19 protein-coding genes are annotated in these 21828 nt (G+C 71.1%); 5 read left to right on the top strand and 14 right to left on the bottom strand.

From position 1 onward, the window contains the following. Nucleotides 1–39 precede the first annotated feature (39 nt). A complete protein-coding gene (locus K6753_RS01025) occupies nucleotides 40–885 on the top strand; it encodes a BPSS1780 family membrane protein (protein ID WP_223674327.1) in 846 nt (281 codons plus the stop codon). 203 nt (nucleotides 886–1088) lie between these two features. Here the strand turns inward: K6753_RS01025 and tatC are convergent, their stop codons facing one another. From tatC to K6753_RS01005, 4 genes are all read right to left on the bottom strand, one after another. Continuing rightward, nucleotides 1089–1844: a twin-arginine translocase subunit TatC gene (gene tatC, locus K6753_RS01020; protein ID WP_425492030.1), complete on the bottom strand. Its 756-nt coding sequence runs from the start codon at nucleotides 1842–1844 to the stop codon at nucleotides 1089–1091. After that, the gene (gene tatB, locus K6753_RS01015) at nucleotides 1825–2298 is read right to left on the bottom strand and encodes a Sec-independent protein translocase protein TatB (RefSeq protein ID WP_223674325.1); all 474 of its coding nucleotides are present in this window, start codon (nucleotides 2296–2298) and stop codon (nucleotides 1825–1827) included. Before tatB ends, tatC begins: the two co-directional genes overlap by 20 nt. A gap of 30 nt (nucleotides 2299–2328) precedes the next feature. Continuing rightward, complete coding sequence (gene tatA / locus K6753_RS01010) at nucleotides 2329–2571, bottom strand: Sec-independent protein translocase subunit TatA (protein WP_223674324.1); 243 nt, start codon at nucleotides 2569–2571, stop codon at nucleotides 2329–2331. Nucleotides 2572–2648: 77 nt separating this feature from the next. Then, nucleotides 2649–3491 carry a lipid-binding SYLF domain-containing protein gene (locus K6753_RS01005; RefSeq protein WP_223674323.1) on the bottom strand — a complete coding sequence of 281 codons (843 nt, stop codon included), beginning with the start codon at nucleotides 3489–3491 and terminating at the stop codon, nucleotides 2649–2651. Nucleotides 3492–3688: 197 nt separating this feature from the next. Between K6753_RS01005 and hemH the strand changes: the two genes are divergently transcribed. Together hemH and K6753_RS00995 are read left to right on the top strand one after the other, a co-directional pair. Next, on the top strand, nucleotides 3689–4714 hold the full coding sequence (gene hemH, locus K6753_RS01000; protein WP_223674322.1) for a ferrochelatase: 1026 nt from the start codon (nucleotides 3689–3691) through the stop codon (nucleotides 4712–4714). 11 nt (nucleotides 4715–4725) lie between these two features. Then, nucleotides 4726–5592, top strand: a complete 867-nt coding sequence (locus tag K6753_RS00995) for an alpha/beta fold hydrolase (protein WP_223674828.1) — start codon at nucleotides 4726–4728, stop codon at nucleotides 5590–5592. Here K6753_RS00995 and K6753_RS00990 read toward each other — a convergent pair whose 3' ends face one another. The 4 genes from K6753_RS00990 to ttcA form a co-directional block, all read right to left on the bottom strand. Further along, a complete protein-coding gene (locus K6753_RS00990; RefSeq protein ID WP_223674321.1) occupies nucleotides 5593–6114 on the bottom strand; it encodes a hypothetical protein in 522 nt (173 codons plus the stop codon). 86 nt (nucleotides 6115–6200) lie between these two features. Further along, a complete protein-coding gene (locus K6753_RS00985; protein WP_223674320.1) occupies nucleotides 6201–6998 on the bottom strand; it encodes a YgjP family zinc-dependent metalloprotease in 798 nt (265 codons plus the stop codon). 124 nt (nucleotides 6999–7122) lie between these two features. After that, nucleotides 7123–8031: a recombination-associated protein RdgC gene (locus K6753_RS00980; protein WP_223674319.1), complete on the bottom strand. Its 909-nt coding sequence runs from the start codon at nucleotides 8029–8031 to the stop codon at nucleotides 7123–7125. Between the two features lie 197 nt (nucleotides 8032–8228). Then, the gene (ttcA, locus tag K6753_RS00975; RefSeq protein ID WP_223674318.1) at nucleotides 8229–9146 is read right to left on the bottom strand and encodes a tRNA 2-thiocytidine(32) synthetase TtcA; all 918 of its coding nucleotides are present in this window, start codon (nucleotides 9144–9146) and stop codon (nucleotides 8229–8231) included. Between the two features lie 134 nt (nucleotides 9147–9280). Between ttcA and K6753_RS00970 the strand changes: the two genes are divergently transcribed. After that, nucleotides 9281–9496 (top strand): YdcH family protein, encoded by a 216-nt coding sequence (locus K6753_RS00970; protein WP_223674317.1) that lies wholly within the window; start codon nucleotides 9281–9283, stop codon nucleotides 9494–9496. 178 nt (nucleotides 9497–9674) lie between these two features. Here K6753_RS00970 and cfa read toward each other — a convergent pair whose 3' ends face one another. From cfa to K6753_RS00945, 5 genes are all read right to left on the bottom strand, one after another. Further along, entirely contained in the window at nucleotides 9675–10838 is a 1164-nt protein-coding gene (cfa, locus tag K6753_RS00965; RefSeq protein ID WP_223674827.1) for a cyclopropane fatty acyl phospholipid synthase, read from the bottom strand. Nucleotides 10839–11149: 311 nt separating this feature from the next. After that, nucleotides 11150–14044 (bottom strand): glycerol-3-phosphate 1-O-acyltransferase PlsB, encoded by a 2895-nt coding sequence (gene plsB / locus K6753_RS00960; RefSeq protein WP_223674316.1) that lies wholly within the window; start codon nucleotides 14042–14044, stop codon nucleotides 11150–11152. 30 nt (nucleotides 14045–14074) lie between these two features. Then, nucleotides 14075–14992 (bottom strand): hypothetical protein, encoded by a 918-nt coding sequence (locus K6753_RS00955; protein WP_223674315.1) that lies wholly within the window; start codon nucleotides 14990–14992, stop codon nucleotides 14075–14077. 308 nt (nucleotides 14993–15300) lie between these two features. Next, nucleotides 15301–16212: a 5'-nucleotidase, lipoprotein e(P4) family gene (locus tag K6753_RS00950; RefSeq protein WP_223674314.1), complete on the bottom strand. Its 912-nt coding sequence runs from the start codon at nucleotides 16210–16212 to the stop codon at nucleotides 15301–15303. Between the two features lie 72 nt (nucleotides 16213–16284). Beyond that, entirely contained in the window at nucleotides 16285–18264 is a 1980-nt protein-coding gene (locus K6753_RS00945) for a UvrD-helicase domain-containing protein (RefSeq protein ID WP_223674313.1), read from the bottom strand. 64 nt (nucleotides 18265–18328) lie between these two features. Here K6753_RS00945 and K6753_RS00940 point away from each other — a divergent pair, with 64 nt between their 5' ends. Beyond that, the gene (locus K6753_RS00940; protein WP_223674312.1) at nucleotides 18329–18949 is read left to right on the top strand and encodes a thymidine kinase; all 621 of its coding nucleotides are present in this window, start codon (nucleotides 18329–18331) and stop codon (nucleotides 18947–18949) included. A gap of 28 nt (nucleotides 18950–18977) precedes the next feature. Here K6753_RS00940 and K6753_RS00935 read toward each other — a convergent pair whose 3' ends face one another. Continuing rightward, entirely contained in the window at nucleotides 18978–21815 is a 2838-nt protein-coding gene (locus K6753_RS00935; RefSeq protein ID WP_223674311.1) for a serine/threonine-protein kinase, read from the bottom strand. Nucleotides 21816–21828: the final 13 nt, after the last annotated feature.

Raw genomic sequence — 21828 nt, 5'->3', positions numbered from 1 at the left:
GCGGCCTGTGCTCCACCACGAATTACCGGGAACCCCACGATGACGCAGATTCGCAAGGTGCCGTTCAACGCCGGCGCGGAATGGTTGCTGGCCGGCTTCGGCCTGTTGCGCAAGGCGCCGCTGGCGCTGGGCCTGCTGGGCGTGATCTGGGGCGCGCTGTCGATGCTGGCGGCGATGTCCGGCCAGTTGTGGCTGACCTTCATCGTCGCGGTGCTCGGCCCGATCCTGTTCGGCGGCATGATCTATGCCGCGCGCGAGGTCGACCAGGGTCGCAGCGCCCAGCCCGTCCACCTGGCGCAGGGCGTGCGCGAGGGCAAGCTGCCCCGGCTGCTGGCGATGCTGCTGCCGCAGATCGCCGCGCTGGCCATCCTGGTGATGCTGCTGCTGGCGATGTTCGGCCCGGAGCAGCTGCAGCAGATGGCCAACGTCATGCAGCAGCTCCAGGACAACCCGGACCCCGCGCTGGTGGAGACGCTTCCGACCGACCGCATGTTCGGCTGGCTGCTGCTGGCGATGGTCGTCGGCGTGGTGGTGGGCTTCTTCACCTTCATCGCCATCCCCGACGTGATGTTCACCGACCGCGGCGCGTTCGCCGCGATGGGCGCCAGCTTCCGCGCCTGCGTGCGCAACCTGCCAGCGGTGCTGCTGCTGATCGTGCTGATGTTCATCGCGGTGATCGCCATCAGCATCGGTATCAACATCGTCACCGCGCTGATCGGCTTCGCCATCGGCCAGGCCGCCGCGCTGTTCCTCGGGCAGCTGCTGATGATGGCGGTGCTGATGCCGGTGATGGCCGGCACGATCTACCACGCGTGGCGGCAGATGCTGGGCGATGCCCCGGCCCCGCCGGTGGTGACGCCGGCGTCGGGCGGCTTCGAGGCGTAACCCGAGCCCAGGCCCCACCTGTAGGAGCGGCTTCAGCCGCGATTGCCAGTTCGCCGCATCCTCTCCTTTGTAGGAGCGACCTAAGTCGCGACCGCGCAATCGCGTGACCCGACGGGTCGCGACTTACGTCGCTCCTACAGGGGTTCTGCGCGCCCATCGCGGCTGAAGCCGCTCCTACAACGGCAGGAAAGGTGCGCCGGACCCTACGGCTCGCGCCGCGGCGCCACCATGCGCGCGGCGATGATCCCGACTTCGTACAGCAGGCACATCGGTATCGCCAGCATCAGCTGCGAGACGACGTCCGGCGGGGTGATGATCGCGGCGATCACGAACATGCCGACGATGGCGTAGCCGCGCGAATCGGCCAACTGCGCCGGCGTCACCCAGCCCAGCAGCGCCAGCACCACCAGCGCCACCGGCAGTTCGAAGCTCAGCCCGAACGCCAGGAAGATCACCAGCACGAAGTCGAGGTAGGCGTTGATGTCGGTCATCATCGCCACGTCCTCGGGCGTGATGCCGGCCAGGAACCCGAACACCGTCGGCAGCACCAGGTAGAACGCGAACGCGCAGCCGGCATAGAACAGCGCCACCGCCGACACCAGCAGCGGCAGCGCCAGGCGCTTCTCGCGCTGGTACAGGCCCGGCGCGACGAACGCCCACGCCTGGTACAGCAGCCACGGCATCGCCAGCATCAGCGCGACGAAGAACGCCAGCTTCAGCGGCGCGAAGAACGGCGAGGCGACTTCCACCGCGATCAGCTGGCCGCCGGCGGGCAGCTTGGCCAGCAACGGCGCCGACAGCCAAGCGTAGAGGTCGTTGGCGAACGGCAGCAACACCAGCAGCACCAGCACCAGCCCGACCACCGCCCGCAGCAGCCGTGCGCGCAGTTCCAGCAGGTGGTCGATCAGGCGCGGCTCAGCGGGCGCCGCGGCGGCGCGCTCAGCGTCGTCGCGGGTCATGGTCATCGGGGACCGGCGTGGGTTCGGGCTCGTCCGGCGCCGGGGGCGGCTCCTTCACCGGTGCATCGACGCCGGGATCGCGCCGCACGGGTTCACCGGGGTCGGGATCGCCCGCGGGCGGCTCGCCGCTGTCGGGATCGCCCTTGGGCGGACCGCCCGGCTCGGGCAACGGGTCGCGCGGCCCGACATTGAAGCCCTCGCGCACCGCGGCTCCACTGGCGGCCACCGAGGCACGGGCGTCATCCAGGTCGTCGCGGGCCTGGCGCAGGCTGCGCTTGAGCTCCTCGTCGGCCAGTTCGTTCTCGAGTTCGGCCTTGACCGAATACCACTGCGCGCGCGCGCGCCGCACCCACAGGCCGGCGAACCGCGCGGCCTTGGGCAGGCGTTCGGGGCCGAGCACGATCAGCGCCACCACGGCGACGAGGAACAGCTCGGAGAAACCGATATCGAACATGAGGTGCCGGTGCGCACGCGGGGCGCGCGGTCAGCGGCGGGTCTCGTCGCGCGGCGGCGTCGAGGACTCCTGCCGCGGCGATTCGACATTCTCATTGCGCTCGTGCGGCAGGCGTGCATCCGGGCCGTCCTTGTCGCCGTCATGCACGCCCTGCTTGAAGCCCTTGACGGCTTCGCCGAGATCCTTGCCGACGTTCTTCAGCCGCTTGGTGCCGAAGACGAGGACCACGATCACCAGCACGACCAGCCAGTGCCAGATGCTGAAACTGCCCATGGGATTGCCTGCGGGGACGGGCGATCAGGATACCGCAGCGGGTCCGGCCGCGCCGTGCGGCGGCCGGGTTGCGCCGCTTACGGCAGCGGTTCGATGGTGGCCGGGTTCTCGACCGTCTCGAACGGCTGGGGCTGCGGCGGCGCCTGCACCGGGGCCTCCACGGGCGGGGCGACCTGGACCGGCGCGGTGACCGCGCCGCCGGACTGCACCCGGGCGTTGGCACCGGCCGTGCCACGCGCGTAGCGGGCGCTGGCAGTGGCCTCCTCCAGCTGGTCGCGTACGTCGACGATCGCGTCCGACGCCGGCTGCGCGGTGCGGCCTTCGAAGATCATGCGCGGCGTGGTGCCCGCACCGTAGACGGCCTGGTTGGCCTCGTCGTCGATGCTCAGCACCGCGCCGTCCAGCGCCACGCCGGCGAACAGGCCGCGCGCGCGCGACCACGACCAGATTTCGGCCTTCAGGTTGCCGTCCGTGGCCAGCGCGGTGTTGCGCCCGACCGGGCCGGCGGCGATGCCGGCGTCGGCGCCCAGGGTGATCTTGCCGTTGACGATCGACTCCAGCCCGCGCTCGCTGGTGAACACCAGCACCACGTCGGAGGACTGCACGCCGGCCTGGAAGCCGATGCTGCCACCGGTCAGGGACACGAACGCCGGGTTCGACCACGTGCCGTCGGGGTTCTTCACCGCCACCACGCCGTGGCCGCGGCGGCCGCCCAGCACCAGGCCGATCTTCAGCGTGTCGGGCACGATGACAATCGCGCGCGCTTCGTCCAGCAGCTTGTCGGGGATGGCCGACTCGGGGATGCGCTGGATGTCGTTCAACACCCGCAGCGCGTTCTGAGCGCGGGCGTCCTCGGTGGGGCCGGCAACGGCCGTGGACGCGAGCGTGAGGGACAACAGCAGGACGGCAAGGCGGCGCATGGCGGGCTCCATCGGTGTGTTCGGGGTGGCGCTTGGACCGCGCCGTTCGCGCCGCGTTCGGCGCACGGCCGGGCGCATCGCGCCGCGGCAGCCGGCTCAGGCTAGTGACGCGGCAATGAATCGGTGCCCAACTGCGCAACACGCCATTGCAACGCGGGGCGGCTGCCGGGCATCGCGGCAGCTGTCATCCTATGCCGATGAATGCGACTTCCGCACCCTCAGGTGTCTCCATCCCGCGCGACGACGCGCCCGCCGACACGGCCGTCGTGCTGGTCAACCTCGGCACGCCCGATGCCCCCACCGCGAAAGCGGTGCGCCGCTACCTGGCCGAGTTCCTGCACGACCACCGGGTCGTCAGCCTGACGCGCTGGCTGTGGTGCCCGCTGCTGCACTTCTTGATCCTGCCCATCCGCGGACCGAAGGTGGCCCACAAGTACGCCTCGATCTGGCTGGCCGACGACGCCGACAGGCCGGGCGGCTCGCCGCTGGCGGTGTACACCCGGCGGCTCGCGCAGGCCGTACAGCGCGAACTGCCGGGCGTGCGCGTGGTTGATGCCATGCGCTACGGCAATCCGAACTTCCGCGCGCTGCTGCAGCGCCTGCGCGGCGAGGGCGTCCGCCGCGTGCTGGCACTGCCGCTGTACCCGCAGTACTCCACGTCCACCACCGCCTCGGTGGCCGACGTGCTGGAACGCGCCGACGGCCTGGCGACGCGGATGGTCGGCGACTACCACCTCGATGCCGGCTGGATCGAGGCGGTGGCGATGTCGATCCGCGACTACCGCGCGCGCCACGGAGACGGTGGCCACCTGCTGTTCTCCTTCCACGGCCTGCCGCAGCGGCTGGTCGACCAGGGCGACCCGTACGCGGCGCAGTGCGAGGCGAGCGCGGCGGCGATTGCCGGTGCGCTCGGATTGGAGCCGTCGCAATGGACGCTGAGCTACCAGTCGCGGTTCGGCCGCGAACGCTGGCTGGAGCCTTCCACCAGCGACACGTTGGCGGCGCTGGCCGGTCGCGGCATCCGCACCGTGGATGTCGCCGCGCCCGGGTTCGCCGTCGATTGCCTGGAAACGCTGGAGGAAGTGGCGATGATGCTGGCCGAGGAGTTCACCGAGCATTCGGCCGGCGGCAGCCTGCGCTACATCCCCTGCCTCAATGACCTCCCCGACCACGCGCGCGCGCTGGCCGCCATTGCGCAGCGCGAGCTGGAGGCGTGGCGTTGAGCGTGGCGGACATGGGGGCAACCGGCCGCCGCGAGATCACCCTCGACACGCCCTTCGGCCGCCTCACCGGGTGGCGGCGCGACGGTGACGGCCCGCGTGTGCTCGCGCTTCATGGCTGGCTCGACAACGCCGACAGCTTCGCGCCGCTGGCCCCGTTGCTGCCGGCGCTGGACCTGGCGGCGATGGACATGCCGGGCCACGGCGCCAGCGCGCACCTGCCACCTGCGGCGGACTACACGATGGCCGGGTTTGCACGGGCCGGGTTCGCGATGGCCGATGCGCTGGGCTGGGAGCGCTTCGACGTGCTCGCGCATTCATTGGGCGGCGCGGTCGCCAGCGTGATGGCTGCGGCGCGCCCGGACCGCATCGGCCGGCTGGCGCTGGTGGAGTCGCTGGGCGCGCTGGCCGAGCGCGAGGACCGCACCGCCGAGCGCCTGCGCGACGCGTTCAAGGCGTTCGCCGCGCCGCGGCGGCCGCTGCGGGTCTTCCCCGACATCGCCACCGCGGTGCGCGCACGGATGCAGGCCAACGGCCTGAGCGAACCGGTGGCGCGGTTGCTGGTGGAGCGCGGCATCGTCCCCACGCAGGACGCGGCCGGCAGCCGCGGCTACGCCTGGCGCAGCGACCCGCGCCTGACGCAGCCCACCGCCGTCCGCATCAGCGAGTCGCAGGTGCGCGACCTGGTGGCCGGCATCCAATGCCCGGTGCGCGTCATCTACGCCAACCCGGCGCCGCCCTACTTCCCCGACGTGCTGCGCCACGCGCGCGCGGGCTGCCTGCAGCGCGGCGAGGTCGTGGTGATGGACGGCAGCCACCACCTGCACATGGAAGACCCGGCCGGGGTGGCCGCGGCGATCGGCGACTTCTTCGCGCGCTGACTACTGCTGCTGCGTTTCGCGCAGCTGCACGCCGACCTGCACCTCGTCGTTTCCGGCGCCGCTGAAGGACAGCACCGAGGCGCGGTCGCCCTTCTCGAAGGCCAGCATCGCGTTGTCGGCGTCGTGCTGCATGGCCATGGTCTGCTGCCAGCCGGCCTTCTGCATCGAATCGCGCGCCTCCTCGAACATCGCGCCGGCGCGGCCGTGCGCGCTCAGGCTGACGACGTGCGTGCCGCCCATGTCCATGACACTGGTGACGCGGTACTGCGGCGGCAGGTAGATGTCGTCGGGAAAGCCGTCGGGCAGGGCGAGGTCGTCGCCACCGGCGATGCGCATCTCGCCCTCGTCGGTCTTGACCGTGACCTGGTCGCCGTCGCGGTCGACCTTGACGTCGTGCCCGGTCGCCGCGCGGATCGCAGCCTCGGCTGCCAGTTCATCGGACGACTTGCTGCAGCCGGACAGTGCAAGGACGGCAGGCAGGACCACGCACAGGGCGGCACGTGCAGAGAAAGGACGGGACATGGCGGCAAGGCGTCGACGCGGCAACAGCGCCGCGACCGGTTCAACGCAGCGCACGCCACGTGCCGGCCACCCAGCCGGTCAGTCAGTCAGCCGCCCAGCAGCCCGCGCAGCGTCGCCTTCAGCCGGCGGCCTTCGCTGCGGAAGTAGTCGCGCTCGTCGCGCCAGTCTGGGAACCGCGCCTCGACCTCGTCCCAGAACGCGCGCGAGTGGTCGGCGCGGATCAGGTGGCAGAGTTCGTGCACCAGCACGTATTCGAAGGCCGACGGCCGCGCCAGCACCAACGACAGGTCCAGCGCCATCGTGCCGTCGGGTGCCAGCGAACCCCACTGCGAGGACATCACCTTGAACACGACGCGTCGCAGCGGGCGCGGCACGCCGTGCACGTGGCGCGGCAGCCAGCGGCCGACATCGCCGCGCGCCTGCGCCTCGTAGAAATCACGCAGTGCGCGGTGGATGGCGGCATCACCGGCGCGCGCGGCCACGGTAAACACCGCGCGCGGTGCGCCATCGTCGCCTGCGGCGTCCAGCTCGAGGCAGGTGAAGCGGCCCTCGCGCCACTCCAGCGCGCAGCTCGCGCCGCGCAGCGGCAGCGTCGCGGTCACGCCACGCACCAGCTCGGGCAACGCATCCAGCGCATGGCGGTCGATCTGCTGGCCCAGCCAGTCGCGGTGCTCACGCACGAACCGCTCGCCGGCCGCGGCACTGGCGCGCAACGGCAGTGACAGCCGCGCGCCGCGCTCGTCGACCGACAGCTTCACCCGGCGCGAGCGTGCATCTCGCACGCACCGCACGGGTACGACACGGCCATCGGCCAGTTCGACATCGAAGGACGCACGCTCGGGCGCGCGCAACAAGGGCGCGAGCAGGCGTTTGGGGGACGGCATGGACGGCACGGACTCTGGCGAAAGCAAGGCAGCTGACGGGTCGGGCGTCCGTCCGTGGAACGCCCCGGATGATAACGCGCGATTGCGCGTGGCGACGCGCGGCAATGCCGCGACGGCGCGTGCGTCAGGCTTCGGCGCGGCTCAACTTCAACGCGCGTTCCAGCACCACGAACAGGCGCTTGACCTCCGCGCTCATCAACGCGAAGCGCGCGTCGAGTTCGGCCAGCATGTCGCCGGCATCGCCGCTGTCGAGCTGGTCGACGGCGCCGTCGAGCAGCTTGAACTTGCGGATGACCAGGTCCTCGCCGAGCACGAATTGCACGTGGTCGTCGAGGTTCAGCGCCAGCCGCGTGACCTGCTTGCCGGTCTCCAGGTGCTTGGCGATCTCGTCGTTGTCGGCCAGCTCCATGCGCTGGCACTTCACCACCGCGCCCTGGTCGACCGGATCGCGCAGCTCGCACTCGTCGCCGAGCGTCAGGCCATCGGGCAGCGGCTCGCCGGCGACCCAGCCGGTCAGCACCGAACGCGGCGCGACCTCGGCGTTGAGAGGCAGCGCCGGGAAGCTGCCCAGCGCGCGGCGGATCTCGCTGGCGACGTTCTCGGCCGACTTGCGGCTGGAGCTGTCGACGACCAGCAGGCCGTGCTCACGGTCGATCAGCGCATCGGTGCGGCCGGGCTTGATGAAGGCGCGCGGCAGCAGGTCGACGATCAGCTCGTCCTTGATGCGCTTGCGCGTGCGGCCGCCCGGCTTGCGGCCTTCCTTCTGCTCGATCTCCGCCAGCTTCTTGGCCAGCAGGTCGTTGACGACCGAACCGGGCAGCAGGCGCTCCTCGCTGCCGACGCTGAGCCAGGTGGCGTCGCCACGGGTGTGCGACATCGCCTCGGTGTCACGGCCCAGCGGCGGCACGAAGCCGCGGCTGGACAGCTCCATCGGGCCGACCGGCTTGAGCTGGCATTCGGCCAGGCCGGTGTCGAGTGCGTCGAAGGAATGGGCGGTGGGGAAGCGGAACAGCGTCAGGTTGCGAAAGAACATCGAAAGTCCGGTGGGTGCGAATGGGGTGGTGCCGCACTACGTTGTCGAGTGCGTCTACTTGTTCTGCCGTCATTCCCGCGAAGGCGGTAATCCAGGGACGTTGCCGTTTGACTCTGTATCAGGGAGCAACGACACAAAGTCCATGGCTTCCCGCCTTCGCGGGAGTGACGGCTGGGGTTACGTCGACGTCATGGTCGTTACGCTGTCCGTGCCGAAGCAACGGACGCCTCGTCGCTGCTGGGATCGCTGTCCACGGTGCCAGCGCCCCGCAACCCCAGGAAATCGAACAGCTTCGGATCGCTGAGCTGCGACGGCCGGATGTCGCCCAGCGCGCGCGCGATGGTCTCCAGACGGCCCGGCGATTCGCGCTCCCAGTCGGCCATCATCCGCTGCACCTGCTTGCGCTGCAGGTTTTCCTGGCTGCCGCAGAGGTTGCAGGGGATGATCGGGAACTGCTTGAGCCGGGCGTAGCGCGCGATGTCGTCCTCGCGCACGTAGGCCAGCGGGCGGATCACCACGTGGCGGCCGTCGTCCGACAGCAGCTTGGGCGGCATGCCCGAGAGCTTGGCGTGGAAGAACAGGTTGAGGAAGAAGGTGGCGACGAGGTCGTCGCGGTGGTGGCCCAGCGCGATCTTGGTGAAGCCGTGCTCGGCCGCGTGCGTGTACAGTGCGCCGCGGCGCAGGCGCGAGCACAGCGAGCACATCGTCTTGCCTTCCGGCACCACCCGCGTCACCACCGAGTAGGTGTCCTGCTCGAGGATCGTGTACGGCACGCCGACCGATTCCAGGTACCGCGGCAGCACGTCCTCCGGGAAGTCCGGCTGCTTCTGGTCGAGGTTGACCGCGACCAGCTCGAACTTCACCGGCGCCTTCTTCTGCAGCTGCAGCAGCACGTCCAGCATGGTGTAGCTGTCCTTGCCGCCGGACAGGCAGACCATCACCTTGTCGCCGTCCTCGATCATCCCGAAGTCGGCGATGGCCTGGCCGACCTGGTGGCGCAGGCGGGTGGCGAGTTTCTCCACCGAGCCGGCGCGCGGCTCGGGTTCGGCCAGCGGGAGTGCGGACGTCGCGTCGCGCGGCGTGGAGTCGGGGTGCAGGGGCAGGACGGCGCTCATGGACCGGCCATTCTACCGGCCCGGTGGCGCCGGACGTGGACACCCGTCGCGGTGCGGACGGCGTGTTCAGCTGCGGCGCGACGGCCTGCCCGGTGCGCTGACGGCGGCCACGGCCGCGCGCTAAGCTCGCCGCCATGCACGAGAGCGACGATCCCGCGGCAGTGACCCGACGCCTGACCGAACTGCGGCAGGAGCACCGCGACCTCGACGCCGCGATCGCCCGCCTCGCGCTGCTGGACGCCGACCCCAACGACGAGCTGACGCTCAAGCGCATGAAGAAGCGCAAGCTGTGGCTGAAGGACTGCATCGCTCGCCTCGAGTCGGCACTGATCCCCGACACCCCCGCCTGAGTCGCGTCCTCGTAGGAGCGGCTTCAGCCGCGATCCGATCGGGCAATGTCTTTCGTTGTAGAGCGACGTAAGTCGCGATTCGAATCCCCGGGACCCCACGTGGTCGCGACTTACGCCGCTCCTACAGGGACTCCAGACGCAGCGGGGAGCCATTCGCGGCTGAAGCCGCTCCTACAGGTCACGAGCCGCGAGGCCGCCGCCAGCCACCGCGCACGCCGCGCGGCGACAGCACCCACTGCCACAGCTGCAATTCACGGGCGCGGAACGCACCGGCGCAGGACAGCAGGTAGTAGCGCCACTTGCGGTGGAACGTCTCGCCAAGCTGCGCGGCGAAGCGAGGCCACGCCGCCTCGAAGTTCGCGTGCCACGCCATCAGCGTGCGGTCGTAGTCGGCGCCGAAGTTGTGCACGTCCTCGGCCACCAGCAGGCCGTCGATCGCATCGCCGATCTGGCCGAGCGACGGCAGGTCACCGTTGGGGAAGATGTGCTTGTCGATCCACGGGTCGGGCACGGCATCGCGGCGGTTGCGGCCGATGGTGTGCAGCAGCGCGAGGCCGTCCGGGGCGAGGCACCGCTCAAGCACCTGCATGAAGGCGCGGTGGTTGCGGCGGCCTGCGTGTTCGAACATGCCGATGCTGGCGATGCGGTCCACGCGGCCGCCGAGCGTGGCCGGGTCGAGGTCGTGGTAGTCCTGCAGCCGCACTTCGATCGGCAGGTCGGCGTGGCGCTCGCGCGCGAACGCGGCCTGCTCACGCGAGACGGTGACGCCGATGCATGACACGCCATGGCGCCGTGCCGCGAATGCCATCAGGCTGCCCCAGCCGCAGCCGATGTCCATCAGGCGCATCCCGGGCAGCAAGCCGAGCTTGCGGCAGACCAGGTCGAGCTTGGCCTCCTGCGCGGCCTCCAGCGTGTCGGCTTCGGCCCAGTAGCCGCACGAGTAGGCCATCCACGGATCGAGCATCGCCGCGTAGAAGTCGTTGCCCAGGTCGTAGTGCGCCTGGCCCACGGTCCAGGCCCGCTCACCACGCTGGCGATTGAACAGCCGGACCCGCAGCGCATGCCAGGCCATCCGCGCCGGCTGCACTTGCCGGTGCAGGCGCGCGCGCAGCAGGCGCTCGAAAAAGCCGTCCAGCCGCTCGCAGTCCCATGCCCCCGCCATGTAGGACTCGCCGAGCCCGAGGCTGCCCTGCGCCAGCATGCGGTCGAAGACCGCCGCGTCATGCACCTGCATGTCCCACGGGCGCGCGCCGTCGATGCGGATGTCGGCGCGTGCCAGCAGCGACTCGACCAGCGCACGGCTGGAGCGGGACGGACGCGCGGAGGGCGCGAGGTGCGGCATCGACCGGGACATCGTGGGCTCCCGTGTGCGCCGGCGCTTCGGTCGGTACCCGACTGCAAGCCGTCAGCTGCGATGTGGTTCCAAACGTTGCGTAGCTCGAACGGGGTGCGCGTCCCGGGCCTCATTCGCAAGGCGAAGCCTTGCGTCGTTTGAATCGGACCGCTACGACGCGAAGGTCAAGATGGATCCCGGCTTTCGCCGGGATGACGGCGTAGCGCTTGATGACGGCAGAGGGCTTGGCGCGCCTCGCGCACGGCAAGGAGGCACCCACCTCCTTCAGCTCGAAATGTAGAACGGCCCGCGCGGGTGGATCAGGCCGCCGGTCGGTCGCCCGTATCGGCCTCAGCCGCGGCCGGGGCGGCCGGCTTCACTGCTTCCGGGCTGACTTTCTCGATGCTGTGGCGCAACTCGCGGCCGAGGATGAACTTGGCGTCGCGCGCCCACGCCTCCAGCCGCTGGTCGAAGGCCAGCTTGCCGTTGGCGTCGGGCCATACGAGCTTCAGTTCGCGCAGCTTCTGGATGAAGCCGCGGAACAGCGTCCTGTCGAAGAACTCCGGCGCGGCCGGAGCGTACAGCAGGCTCAGGCGCTGCGCCGCCAGCTGGCACAGGCCTTCCAGTTCCGACGCCGTCAGGGTGCCGGCGCCGTTCTTGGCCAGCACGGAGATGGCGATGTAATAGCGCTCGAACGCCTGCTGCAGCGAGTGGCCGATCGCACGCAGGCGGAACACCTCATCACTCTGACCGGCATTGCGCGAAAGGATGCCGCCGTCCTCGTCGCTGACCTGCTCCAGCAGGCCCTCGCGGATGAACACCTCGATGGTGCGCGAGACGCGCTCGACGAACGTGTCCTCGTCCCACGGCAGGAACAGCTCGGACTGCAGGAACGGGTACACGCTGCGGCCCAGCCGCAGCACGCCGCCGCGGCTCATGCGGCGGTTGTGCTGGAAGCAGCAGGCGATCCACGACGCCGAGGTGAACAGGTGCACGACGTTGTTGCGGAAGTACGTCAGCAGCACCGCCTTGTCGTCGTCGGCCACCTCCAGCACGTCGCCCAGCGGGTGGCGGATGCGCGAGAGCACGCCGATCTCCTCGCCGTGCGCGACGATCTCCTGCGGCGTATGCGGGGTGACGGTGACGCGGTCGGAGTACGGCAGCTCGGCCAGCAGCGTCTTGCTCAGCGCGATCTGCGCCAGCAGGTCGCCCTCGCCCATGGCGTGCTTGGGCGTGGACAGCAGCGCGAGCGAGAGCAGGTTGATCGGATTGACGTCGGCGGCGCGGTTGACGTTGACCTGGATCTGCTGCGCCAGCGCGTCGACGGTATCCGACAGCCACGCCGGCTTCTCCTCGTCGGGCACCGGACGGCCGTCCCATTCGGGTGCGCGTTCGGCCAGCACCTCGCTCAGGCGGATCGGCTCGCCGAAGTTCACCACGACCTGGCCGTAGTTCGAGCGCAGCACCTTGGGGATGCCGGTCAGCAGCTGCCAGATCGACTCCTTCGCCTTGGGCTTGCCCGACAGCTCGTCCAGGTAGCTGTTGCCTTCCATCAGCTTCTCGTAGCCGACGTAGACCGGCTGGAACAGCACCGGGCGGGTGGGCTGGCGCAGGTAGCCGCGCACGGTCATCGACACCATGCCGCCCTTGGGCGGCAGCAGCCGGCCGGTGCGCGAGCGCCCGCCCTCGACGAAGTATTCGATCGAATAGCCGCCGGCCATCAGCTGGGCGACGTACTCGCTGAGCACCGCCGAATACAGCGCGCTGCCGCGGATGCTGCGGCGGATGAAGAACGCGCCGCCCTTGCGCAGCACCGTACCGACCACCGGCAGGTTGAGGTTGATGCCGGCCACGATGTGCGGCGGCACCAGCCCGCGCGAGTACAGCAGGTAGCTCAGCAGCAGGTAGTCCATGTGGCTGCGGTGGCAGGGCACGTAGACGACCTCGTGGCCCGGCGCGTCCTCCTTGAGGCGCTCCAGGTGGTGCACCAGCACGCCGCGGTAGATGCGGTTCCAGATCGGCGTGAGGATCAGACTGAGCGAGCGGACCACCGGGTGCGAGTAGTCGGCGGCGATCTCGTAGGCGAAACGGTGGGCCTTGCGCCAGGCCTCGGTGAGGTCGGTGCCGTCGCGGCGCGCGGCCTCGGCGATCGCCTCCTTCACCGACGCCGCGCCCAGCACCTGGTCCACCAGCAGGCGGCGGGTCGACAGGTCCGGGCCGATGACGGTCGCGCGAATCAACCGGAAGTGCGTACGCAGCACGCGCGAGAGCTTGCGCACGGTGCGCTCGGGCGGCAGGCCTTCGTCGATCACGCCGCGTAGCGACACCGGCGGGGCGAAGCGCACCACGGTGTTGCGGCCGTTGAGCAGGATCGCCAGCAGCCGGCGGAAGCGCCCCACCAGCGCCCAGTTTTCCGAGAACAGCACGGAGAACCAGCCGCTGGTCTTGTCCGGTGCGCGGCCTACGAAGATCGAGACCGGGACCAGTTGCACGTCGAGCGCCGGGTCGTCGCGGTGGGCGTCGAGCAGGCGCGCCAGGGATCCCGAATGCGTCTTGGCCGACGGCGGGCCCGGATTGAGCGGCGACAGCGGCGCGAGCGCGCCACCGGTGTTGCGCCGCGACAGCGCCACGTAGGCGCGCTTGCGCCCCAGCGGGTCGCCCGGCAATGGCTGCAACGGCGACGGCAGCCCAGCCTCGAAGCACGCGCGCTCCAGGATCAGCGCGTTGGACATGCCGTAGTCCTCCAGCACGTAACAGACCGGGCGGCCGTCGTCGTGCTGGCCGGGTTGTTCGGGCTCGATGGTCAGGCTGACCCACGGCTTCATCAGCTGGCCGAGCAGGCGCGCCCACCACGGGCGTCGCGCGGCGCCGACGCGCGGACGGGCCAGCGGCTCGCGCGGGGGCGCCGGCATCGCCAGCTCGGGCTGGTCGGGGTCGTGCGGCGGGGCGCCCTCCTCGGGATGGTGCGCCCCGGGATCGGGGTCGGCATCGGCAGCGGCAGCGATGGCGTCTGCGGCGACGGCCTCGCCGGAGGCCAAGTTCCCCGCCGGGCCGGTCGCTTCACCGTCGCCCGCTTCGATGGAGGCCGGCGCCGCGGTGCCCGATGGCGCCTCCACGCCCGCGTCGGGCGCGGCCGGACGCTGCGGGTCGTCAGGCCCCGGGCCGGTCGGGCCTTCGGGGAACGGCAGGGGCGTCTGGTTGGGCATCCGCACCATTATGCCGCCTCGCCAGCAGCGCCCGGGCCGTCAGCCCGCGGGCGCCACGCCAGCCGGCTCGGTGGTGGCGGGCTTCGCGGGGCCGGCCGCCCCCGCCTGGTCCTGCGCATGGCGCAGCAGGTCGGTGAGGTACCAGCGGTCGCCCCGACGCTCCACGCGCAGTTCGGTGTCGACGTCGGTACCGGCCAGCGTGTAGCGCAGCCGCACGCGTGCCTGGTCGCCAGTGCGGGCGGTCTCTTCAACTCGAACGCTATCCAGCGCCGCGTCCAGGTCCAGGCCGTACTGCCCGGCCAGCACCTGCTTGAAGGCGGCGGCGAAGGGAGCCAGCCGGGTCAGGCTGTCGACCATGCCGGCGCGGGCGAACGCGCCCGGTTCATGAAGCGCCGTGGCACGCGCGGCCGGCGCCAGCGTCGACAGCAGGGCCTGGGCGCGCTCCGGGTCGCCCAGCGGGGCCTGCTGGCCCCAACGACCGAGCGCGGCGATGGTCTGCACGTAGTGGTCGCGCTCGCTGTCGCTGTAGCGCGGCTCGCCCTGCACGTACTGGGCGGCGAACAGGCCCAGGGCGGCGGCGGTGGAGCGCAGCTCACCGTGCGCGCCGGCGAACTGCGCGCGGTACTTCTCCATCAGCACCTGTTCCGAATCCGGTGCGGCCAGCGCCGCCAGCATGGCCGGCACCTGCGCGTGCAGGGGCAGCTCGCTGAGCGGCCAGATCGTGGCGCCCTTTCGCCAACGCCCTTCGATACGCGTGTGCAGTTCGGGCGGCAGCGCGTGGCGGGCGTAGGCGACCAGGTCGTCCCGGCGCAGCGCCTCGGCCAGCATCGTGACCGCCTGCACCGGCTGTGTCGCGACCGGCTCGGGCGGCGGGCCTTCGGGCGCGGGCCGGCAACCGGCGAGCACGACGCCCAGCAGCACGGCCGCCCACGCGGCGTGGCGGATGATCCCCTTCAAGTGCACCTCCCCTTCGAACGGGCCGCGCGGCGATGGACGGCACGGCGGCGGGACACGGGCAGCGCCGGTCCGGAGCCGCATCTTGGAGGCCCCTTCCCATGGGAGCAAGCCAACCCGGTCGCGGATCGAGGCCCGCCGGGCAAGAAAAAAGGAGGCCGCGTGGGCCTCCTGCAAGCCGGCGCGGGGCCGGAGGACATCAGTTGTGGCTCGGTTCCGGACTGGCCGGACGGGGGCAGCCTAACCGCCCCCGGAAGTTGATGCAACACCTTAAGTTGATCGCCCCAACCCGCTGATTTTATTAGCGATGATCAGCGCGCAAGTTCCAAAGCGGCGCGCTTGGCCTCGCGTCGCTGCGCGCGCGGCTGGGTCCAGTCGTTGTTGAACGCGGCCGGCTCCCACGAGCCGTAGGTCGGGTTGGGCAGCATCCACCAGCGCTCGCCGAACCAGTCCCCGTAGTCCTCCATCAGCCCCGCGCGGCCCTCGGGCGTATTCACGGCGACCTGCACGAAATCGCCCAGCTGGTCGCCGAACTGCATCAGCACGCGGTAGTGGCGGCCGGCCCACTGGCGGCGGCAGTTCTTCTCGCTGCCGTCCTGCTCGCAGCCCTCCACCACCCGGCCCAGGCCAAGGAACACGCTGTCGTCCTTCACCGGCAGGCCGACGGCGCGAAGGTTGGCCAAGGTGGCCTCGTTGAGGTGCTGGGCGCGGTTGGAGATGTACAGCAGGGTGACGCCGCGGGCCTCGGCGGCCTTGGCGAAATCGACCACGCCCGGCACCGGTTCGGCGCGCTTCTCGGCCACCCACTCGGCCCACGTGACCTCGTCGTACTCCTGCCCGTTGTGCACCAGGCGGGCCTGGTACGGCGAGTTGTCCAGCACCGTCTCGTCGATGTCCAGGATCACTGCCGGCGGCAGGCCGTCGGCGGCGTTGGCGCGCTCGTCGGGCACCAGCGCGTCCCAGTTGGCTTCGGCCAGCGCCTTCTCCAGGTGGTCGGCCGCGGCGCGGTAGGTCTGCGTGGTCAGCGCCTCGTACTCGGTGGAGGTCTGCACCCACAGCACGGCGTTGAGGTTGTCGTCGGCGCCGCTCGCGGTTTCGGCCGAGGCCGGCGAGGCCGTGGACGCGGCGGCGACCGCCGGTTCCGGCACCGGCACGGTGTCGGTGCGCTTGCACGCGGCCAGCGGCAGGGTCAGGACGAGCAGGGGCAGCAACAGGGTTCGCATCGGTCGATCGTGCCGGTCGGTAAACGGCCCGCGAGTGTAGCCGAGCCCCGCGACCGCCCCGTTGCAGGTGACTCAGGCGTCGAGCATGGCCCGGATCGCCGCCAGCCCGGCGCTGGCGCGCTCCTGCTTGCGGGCCGCATCGGCCACCGGGTCGGCGCCGTCGCGTTGCATCTCGTCGGCCGGCAGCTCGTCGATGAAGCGGCTGGGCTTGAGCCGGATGCGGTCGCCCCAGCGCTGGGTTTCCTTCGAGTGCGAAAGCCACAGCTGCTGCTTGGCGCGGGTGATTCCCACGTACAGCAGGCGGCGCTCCTCGTCGATCCGGCCTTCCTCGATGCTGGCCTCGTGCGGCAGCGTCGCATCGTCGACGCCGACGATGAACACGCAGCGGAACTCAAGGCCTTTCGCCGCGTGCAGGCTCATCAGCCGCACCTGGTTGCCGGCCTCGCCCTTGTCGGCGTGCGACAGCAGCGCCAGTTGCGCGGCCAGTTCGCCCGGACCGCCGCCGCGGGCGCCATCGAACCAGTCGGCCAGCTCGTCGAGATTCGCCTTGCGGCGCTGGTAGGACGCCTCGTCCTTGCACTGCGCGCGGATCGACTGCAACAGGCCGCTGCGCTGCGCGAGCACGCCGACGAGTTCCGACACCGGGATGCGCCGGGCTTCCTCGCGCAGGCCGCGCACGATCGACACGAACCCGTCCAGCGCATTGGCCGCACGCGGCGCGAGCTGCTTGAGCGCGCCCACCGACTCGGCTGCGCGCGACATCGGCATGCCCGCCTGCTGCGCCAGTTCGGCGAGCTTCGCCAGCGTGGTCGCGCCGACCTCGCGCTTGGGCGACTGCACCGCGCGCAGGAACGCCGCGTCGTCATCCGGGTTGGCGACCAGCCGCAGCCAGGCCAGCACGTCCTTGACCTCGCCGCGGTCCAGGAACGCGGTGCCGCCGGTCAGGTGGTAGGGCACGCGCAGCAGCTGCAGCGCCTTCTCGAGCGCGCGGCTCTGGTGGTTGCCGCGGAACAGGATGCAGATCTCGCCCCACGGCACCTGCTTGGCGGTGCCCAGGAACTGGATTTCGGCGGCGACCTTCTCTGCCTCGTGCGCGGAGTCGCGGCACTCCCACACGCGGATGCGCTCGCCGTCGGGCTGGTCGGACCACAGCGTCTTGGGGTGCTCGTGCGGGTTGTGCGCGATCAGTGCGTTGGCCGCGCGCAGCACGCGGTTGGAGCACCGGTAGTTCTGCTCGAGCTTGACGATGCGCAGCGCCGGATAGTCCTGCCCCAGCGCCAGCAGGTTGTCGGGGTTGGCGCCGCGCCAGGCGTAGATGGACTGGTCGTCGTCGCCCACGCAGGTGAACAGCCCGCGCGGCCCGGCGATGGCCTTGAGCAGCCGGTACTGCGCGTCGTTGGTGTCCTGCGACTCGTCCACCAGCAGGTAGCCGATGCGCTCGCGCCAGCCCAGCGCGCAGTCCTCGTCGCTTTCCAGCAGCTGCACCGGCAGGCGGATCAGGTCGTCGAAATCGACCGCATTGAAGGTCGACAGGCGCGCCTGGTACAGCGCGTAGATGGTGGCGGCGTCGACCTCGCGCGGGCTGCGCGCCTCGGCCATCGCCTGCTCGGGCGACAGGCCGGCGTTCTTGGCGCGCGAAATCAGGTTGCGCACGCTGTCGAGCGCATCGGGTTTCGCGCCCGCGCCCAGCAGGTCCTTGATCTGCGCAGCGGTGTCGTCGGCATCGAAGATCGAAAACCCGCGCCGCAGCCCGAGCTTGGCGTGTTCGATCTGCAGGAATTTCAGCCCCAACGCGTGGAAGGTGCAGATCGTCAGCCCGTCGGCGGCATCGCCCTTGATCCGCTTGGCGACGCGCTCGCGCATCTCCTTGGCCGCCTTGTTGGTGAAGGTGATCGCCGCGATGCGCTTGGCCGGCATCCGGTTGGACGCGATCAGGTGCGCGATCTTCTCCACGATCACCCGGGTCTTGCCGCTGCCCGCGCCGGCGAGCACCAGCAGCGGGCCGTCGGTGTGCAGGACCGCTTCGCGTTGGGGGGGATTGAGGCCGTGCATGGGGCGTCGGGGCGTGGCGGCCGCGCATTGTAGTCCCCACCACCCGCCCGCCTAGAATTGCCCCATGGCCAAGCTCTACTTCTACTACTCGGCGATGAATGCCGGGAAGACCACCACACTGCTGCAGTCGGCGCACAACTACCGCGAGCGCGGGATGCGGGTGGCGATCCTGACGCCGGCGCTGGACCACCGCGCCGGCAGCGGTACCGTGGCTTCGCGTATCGGGCTGAGCGCCGAGGCCGTCGGCTTCGGGCCCGATGACGACCTGGAGGCGCGGGTGCGCGCGGACATTGCCGCACACGGGCCGTTGCACTGCGTGCTGGTGGACGAGGCGCAGTTCCTGTCGCGCAGCCAGGTGTGGCAACTGTCGGAGGTGGTCGATGCGTTGCGCATCCCGGTGCTCTGCTACGGGCTGCGCACGGACTTCCGCGGCGAGCTGTTCGAGGGCAGCCGCTACCTGCTGGCGTGGGCCGATGAGCTCACCGAGATCAAGACGATCTGCCACACCGGCAAGAAGGCAACGATGACGGTGCGCGTCGACGAAGCCGGCCGCGCCGTGCAGGCCGGGCCGCAGGTGGAGATCGGCGGCAACGAGCGCTACGTGTCGGTATCGCGCGCGGAGTTCAAGGCGGTGATGCGGGGCGAGGGGCGGATCGACCCGCTGCAGCCCCCGCTGCCGTTGTAGGCCGCGGCAGCCTCACCCTGCCGCAGCGTCAGCCCTGACCTGCGGCCACCCGCGATGCCTGCGCATCGCACGCGCGCTGCAATTCGGTGACATCACGACGCAGCACGCCGCCTTCGGGCTGGGCCTGTTCCAGTTCGCTCGCAAGCACGGCGAGCACGCGCGCGCCGGCATCGGGCCGGCCATTGCGGCAGGCGAGATCGCCGTCGTAGGCGCGCGCGCGCCAGGTGACGCGACGCAGGTCGTCGTCGGCCACGGTGGCAGGGCTTTGCGCCATCGCCGCCACCGTGGTCGCGGCCTTCGCGTCGCCCGCCAGCGCCGCGCGCCATGCCAGCGCCAGCGTGGCGCGCCAGGTCTTGGCATGCGCAGTGCCGTGGGCGTCGGACAATGCCGGCAGGGCGCTGCGCATCCGCGCCAGGCCGGCGTCCCGGAGCCCGAGGTCGAACTCGACCGCGCCCAGGCGCATGTCCACTGACGCGACCTTCGCATCCCCGTCGCCGAGCGCGCGCACGCGACGCGCACGCGCCTGCAACAGCAGCTCGCGCGCCTGCGCAGGCCGGTCGTCCGCGAACAGCGCGGCCAGGCTGGTTTCGGCCTCGGCGATACGCAGCGGGTCGCCACTGGTGCGGGCGATCGCCAGTGCCTGTCGGGACGCCGCCAACGCGGCCGCGGTGTTGCCCTGCTCGTGCGCCAGCTGCGCCAGTTGCGCGTGGCTGCCGGCCAGGTCGACGTGGTGGGGCCCCAACCGGGCCAGCAGGCGCCGGTGGGTTTCCTCCAGTTCGATGCGGGCGGCCGCCAGCTGCCCGCGCTGCATCAGGATCGACGCCAGCTCGCGTCGCACCGCCAGGGTCGACGGATGCGCCGGCCCGTCGACCGCCAGCGCCACCGCCAGCGCGCCGCGCACTTCGCGTTCGGCCGCATCCATCTGCCCCAGCGCGCGATGCAGCCGGCCGAGGTTGTGGCGGATCTCGACCATCAGCCCGTGGCGATCGCCGACTTCACGGGTCAGCTGCGCGCGGGCGTCTTCGAACCCCTTCAAGGCCACCTGCAGGCGTCCGGCGTCGGCTTCCAGCCCGGCCAGGTCCATGCGGTTCTCCACCTCGCCCAGCGCATCGCCGTCGGCGCCATTGCGCAGCACGAGCGACCGCTCGAACAGCTGCCGCGCCTGTTGCCGGGCGCCGGTGGCGCGGTAGCAGCGGCCCAGCTGCGACTTGAACTCGGCCGCCTGCGCAGGCAGCTGCGACTGTTCGCCGCGGGCGAAGCGCAGTGCCGGCGCCATCAGCTCGATGCAGGCCTGCGGCTGGCCACGCAGCCGGTGCACGCGGCCGCGCTGGGTCAGCGACTCCAGCCGCAGGCCGTCGGGAATGTCGTCCAGCGTGTCCACGATCAGTGCCTGGCGCTCGAGCAACTGCGCGGCCTGGTCGTAGTCGCCCAGGCCGGTGCGCACGCGCGCGACCACGCCGAGCAGTTCGGCGCGCGCGCGCGGCTGCCGCGCCAGCTGACGGTTGCCACGCTCCACCGCGGTGTCGAGCAGGTCGCGCAGGTCGAGCGGCCCCGCCTCGCCGTGTCCGCGTGCGCTCTCGAACAGGCCGACCATGAAGTCCTGCATTGCCTGTGCACGGCTGGCCTCGGCTACCGCCTCGCGTGCCTGCCAGGCGACGCTGGCCAGTGCGACCGCGACGACCGCGCCCACGAGCGATCCGCTGGCGACGGCCCAGCGGTGGCGGTGCACGAACTTGCGCACGCGGTAGCCCACGCTCTGCGGCCGCGCCAGCACCGGCCGGCCGGCGGCATGCCGGCGCAGGTCCAGCGACATCGCCTCCACCGAGGGGTAGCGCTGCTCGGGGCGACGCGCCATCGCCTTGAGCACGATGTTGTCCAGGTCGCCGGAAAGCGCCCGGGCGCGCTTGCGTGACGGCGTCGAGCCGACCCCGCTGTCGGTGCCCTGCAATGCCGCCTGCGACGGCCGCGGCACGTCGCCGGTGAGGATCGCTTCCTCCCACGCGGCGTCGCTGGTGCGCTCGGGCCGGTACGGCTTGCAGCCGGTCAGCAGCTCGTACAGCACCACGCCCAGCGAATACACGTCGGTCATCGTGCTCACCGGTTCGCCGCGGATCTGCTCGGGCGCGGCGTAGTGCAGGGTGAACGCGCGCACGCCGGTGCCGGTGTGCTCCGGTGCGGCCGGCTCGCCGTCGAGCAGCTTGGCGATGCCAAAGTCCAGCAGGCGGACGTCGCCCGCCGGCGTCACCAGGATGTTGGACGGTTTGAGGTCGCGATGGACGATCAGGTTGGCGTGGGCGTGGCTGACCGCGTCGCACACCTGCGCGAACATGCGCAGCCGCGCATCCAGCGGCACGTCGTGCTCTCGGCAGTAGTCGGTGATCGGCCGGCCGTCGACGTACTCCAGCGCGAGGTACGGCTGGCCGTCGCCGGTGACGCCGGCATCCAGAAGGCGCGCGATGTTGGGATGCGCCAGGCGCGCCAGGATCTGCCGCTCGCGGGTGAAGTGCAGCCGCAGGTTGGTGTCGGCCAGGCCCGGACGCAGGAGTTTGAGCGCGACCCGGCGCTCGTACAGGCCGTCGGCGCGCGAGGCGCGCCACACCTGGCCCATGCCGCCCTCGCCGATCTGCCGGTCCAACCGGTACGGCCCGATTTCCTGGCCCGGGTGCAGGCCGGCCAGCGGCGAGACCGCGGGCTTGGACAGGAAGTCCTCGCTGCCCTCCTCCAACGCGACCAGCGCCTCGAGCTCGGCCGCCAGTCCGGCGTCCTCGTCGCGCAATTCGGCCAGCCGCCGCTCACGCGCCGGCGGGTCCAGCTCGAACAGCGCATCGAGCAGCGGGGACAGCCGTTGCCAGCGCTCGGCGTCCATCCAGCGCTCGCCG

It is taken from the genome of Novilysobacter selenitireducens, from assembly GCF_020026895.1.
GTDB classification, from domain to species: domain Bacteria; phylum Pseudomonadota; class Gammaproteobacteria; order Xanthomonadales; family Xanthomonadaceae; genus Lysobacter_C; species Lysobacter_C selenitireducens.
This window is presented reverse-complemented; position numbering and strand designations above follow the sequence as displayed.

Bases quoted from the DNA above. Each gene is read 5' to 3' on its own strand.
- K6753_RS01025 (WP_223674327.1), top strand. From the start codon at position 40: ATGACGCAGATTCGCAAGGTGCCGTTCAACGCCGGCGCGGAATGGTTG.
- tatC (WP_425492030.1), bottom strand. From the start codon at position 1,844: ATGACCCGCGACGACGCTGAGCGCGCCGCCGCGGCGCCCGCTGAGCCG.
- tatB (WP_223674325.1), bottom strand. From the start codon at position 2,298: ATGTTCGATATCGGTTTCTCCGAGCTGTTCCTCGTCGCCGTGGTGGCG.
- tatA (WP_223674324.1), bottom strand. From the start codon at position 2,571: ATGGGCAGTTTCAGCATCTGGCACTGGCTGGTCGTGCTGGTGATCGTG.
- K6753_RS01005 (WP_223674323.1), bottom strand. From the start codon at position 3,491: ATGCGCCGCCTTGCCGTCCTGCTGTTGTCCCTCACGCTCGCGTCCACG.
- hemH (WP_223674322.1), top strand. From the start codon at position 3,689: ATGAATGCGACTTCCGCACCCTCAGGTGTCTCCATCCCGCGCGACGAC.
- K6753_RS00995 (WP_223674828.1), top strand. From the start codon at position 4,726: ATGGGGGCAACCGGCCGCCGCGAGATCACCCTCGACACGCCCTTCGGC.
- K6753_RS00990 (WP_223674321.1), bottom strand. From the start codon at position 6,114: ATGTCCCGTCCTTTCTCTGCACGTGCCGCCCTGTGCGTGGTCCTGCCT.
- K6753_RS00985 (WP_223674320.1), bottom strand. From the start codon at position 6,998: ATGCCGTCCCCCAAACGCCTGCTCGCGCCCTTGTTGCGCGCGCCCGAG.
- K6753_RS00980 (WP_223674319.1), bottom strand. From the start codon at position 8,031: ATGTTCTTTCGCAACCTGACGCTGTTCCGCTTCCCCACCGCCCATTCC.
- ttcA (WP_223674318.1), bottom strand. From the start codon at position 9,146: ATGAGCGCCGTCCTGCCCCTGCACCCCGACTCCACGCCGCGCGACGCG.
- K6753_RS00970 (WP_223674317.1), top strand. From the start codon at position 9,281: ATGCACGAGAGCGACGATCCCGCGGCAGTGACCCGACGCCTGACCGAA.
- cfa (WP_223674827.1), bottom strand. From the start codon at position 10,838: ATGCCGCACCTCGCGCCCTCCGCGCGTCCGTCCCGCTCCAGCCGTGCG.
- plsB (WP_223674316.1), bottom strand. From the start codon at position 14,044: ATGGTGCGGATGCCCAACCAGACGCCCCTGCCGTTCCCCGAAGGCCCG.
- K6753_RS00950 (WP_223674314.1), bottom strand. From the start codon at position 16,212: ATGCGAACCCTGTTGCTGCCCCTGCTCGTCCTGACCCTGCCGCTGGCC.
- K6753_RS00945 (WP_223674313.1), bottom strand. From the start codon at position 18,264: ATGCACGGCCTCAATCCCCCCCAACGCGAAGCGGTCCTGCACACCGAC.
- K6753_RS00940 (WP_223674312.1), top strand. From the start codon at position 18,329: ATGGCCAAGCTCTACTTCTACTACTCGGCGATGAATGCCGGGAAGACC.
- K6753_RS00935 (WP_223674311.1), bottom strand. From the start codon at position 21,815: ATGGACGCCGAGCGCTGGCAACGGCTGTCCCCGCTGCTCGATGCGCTG.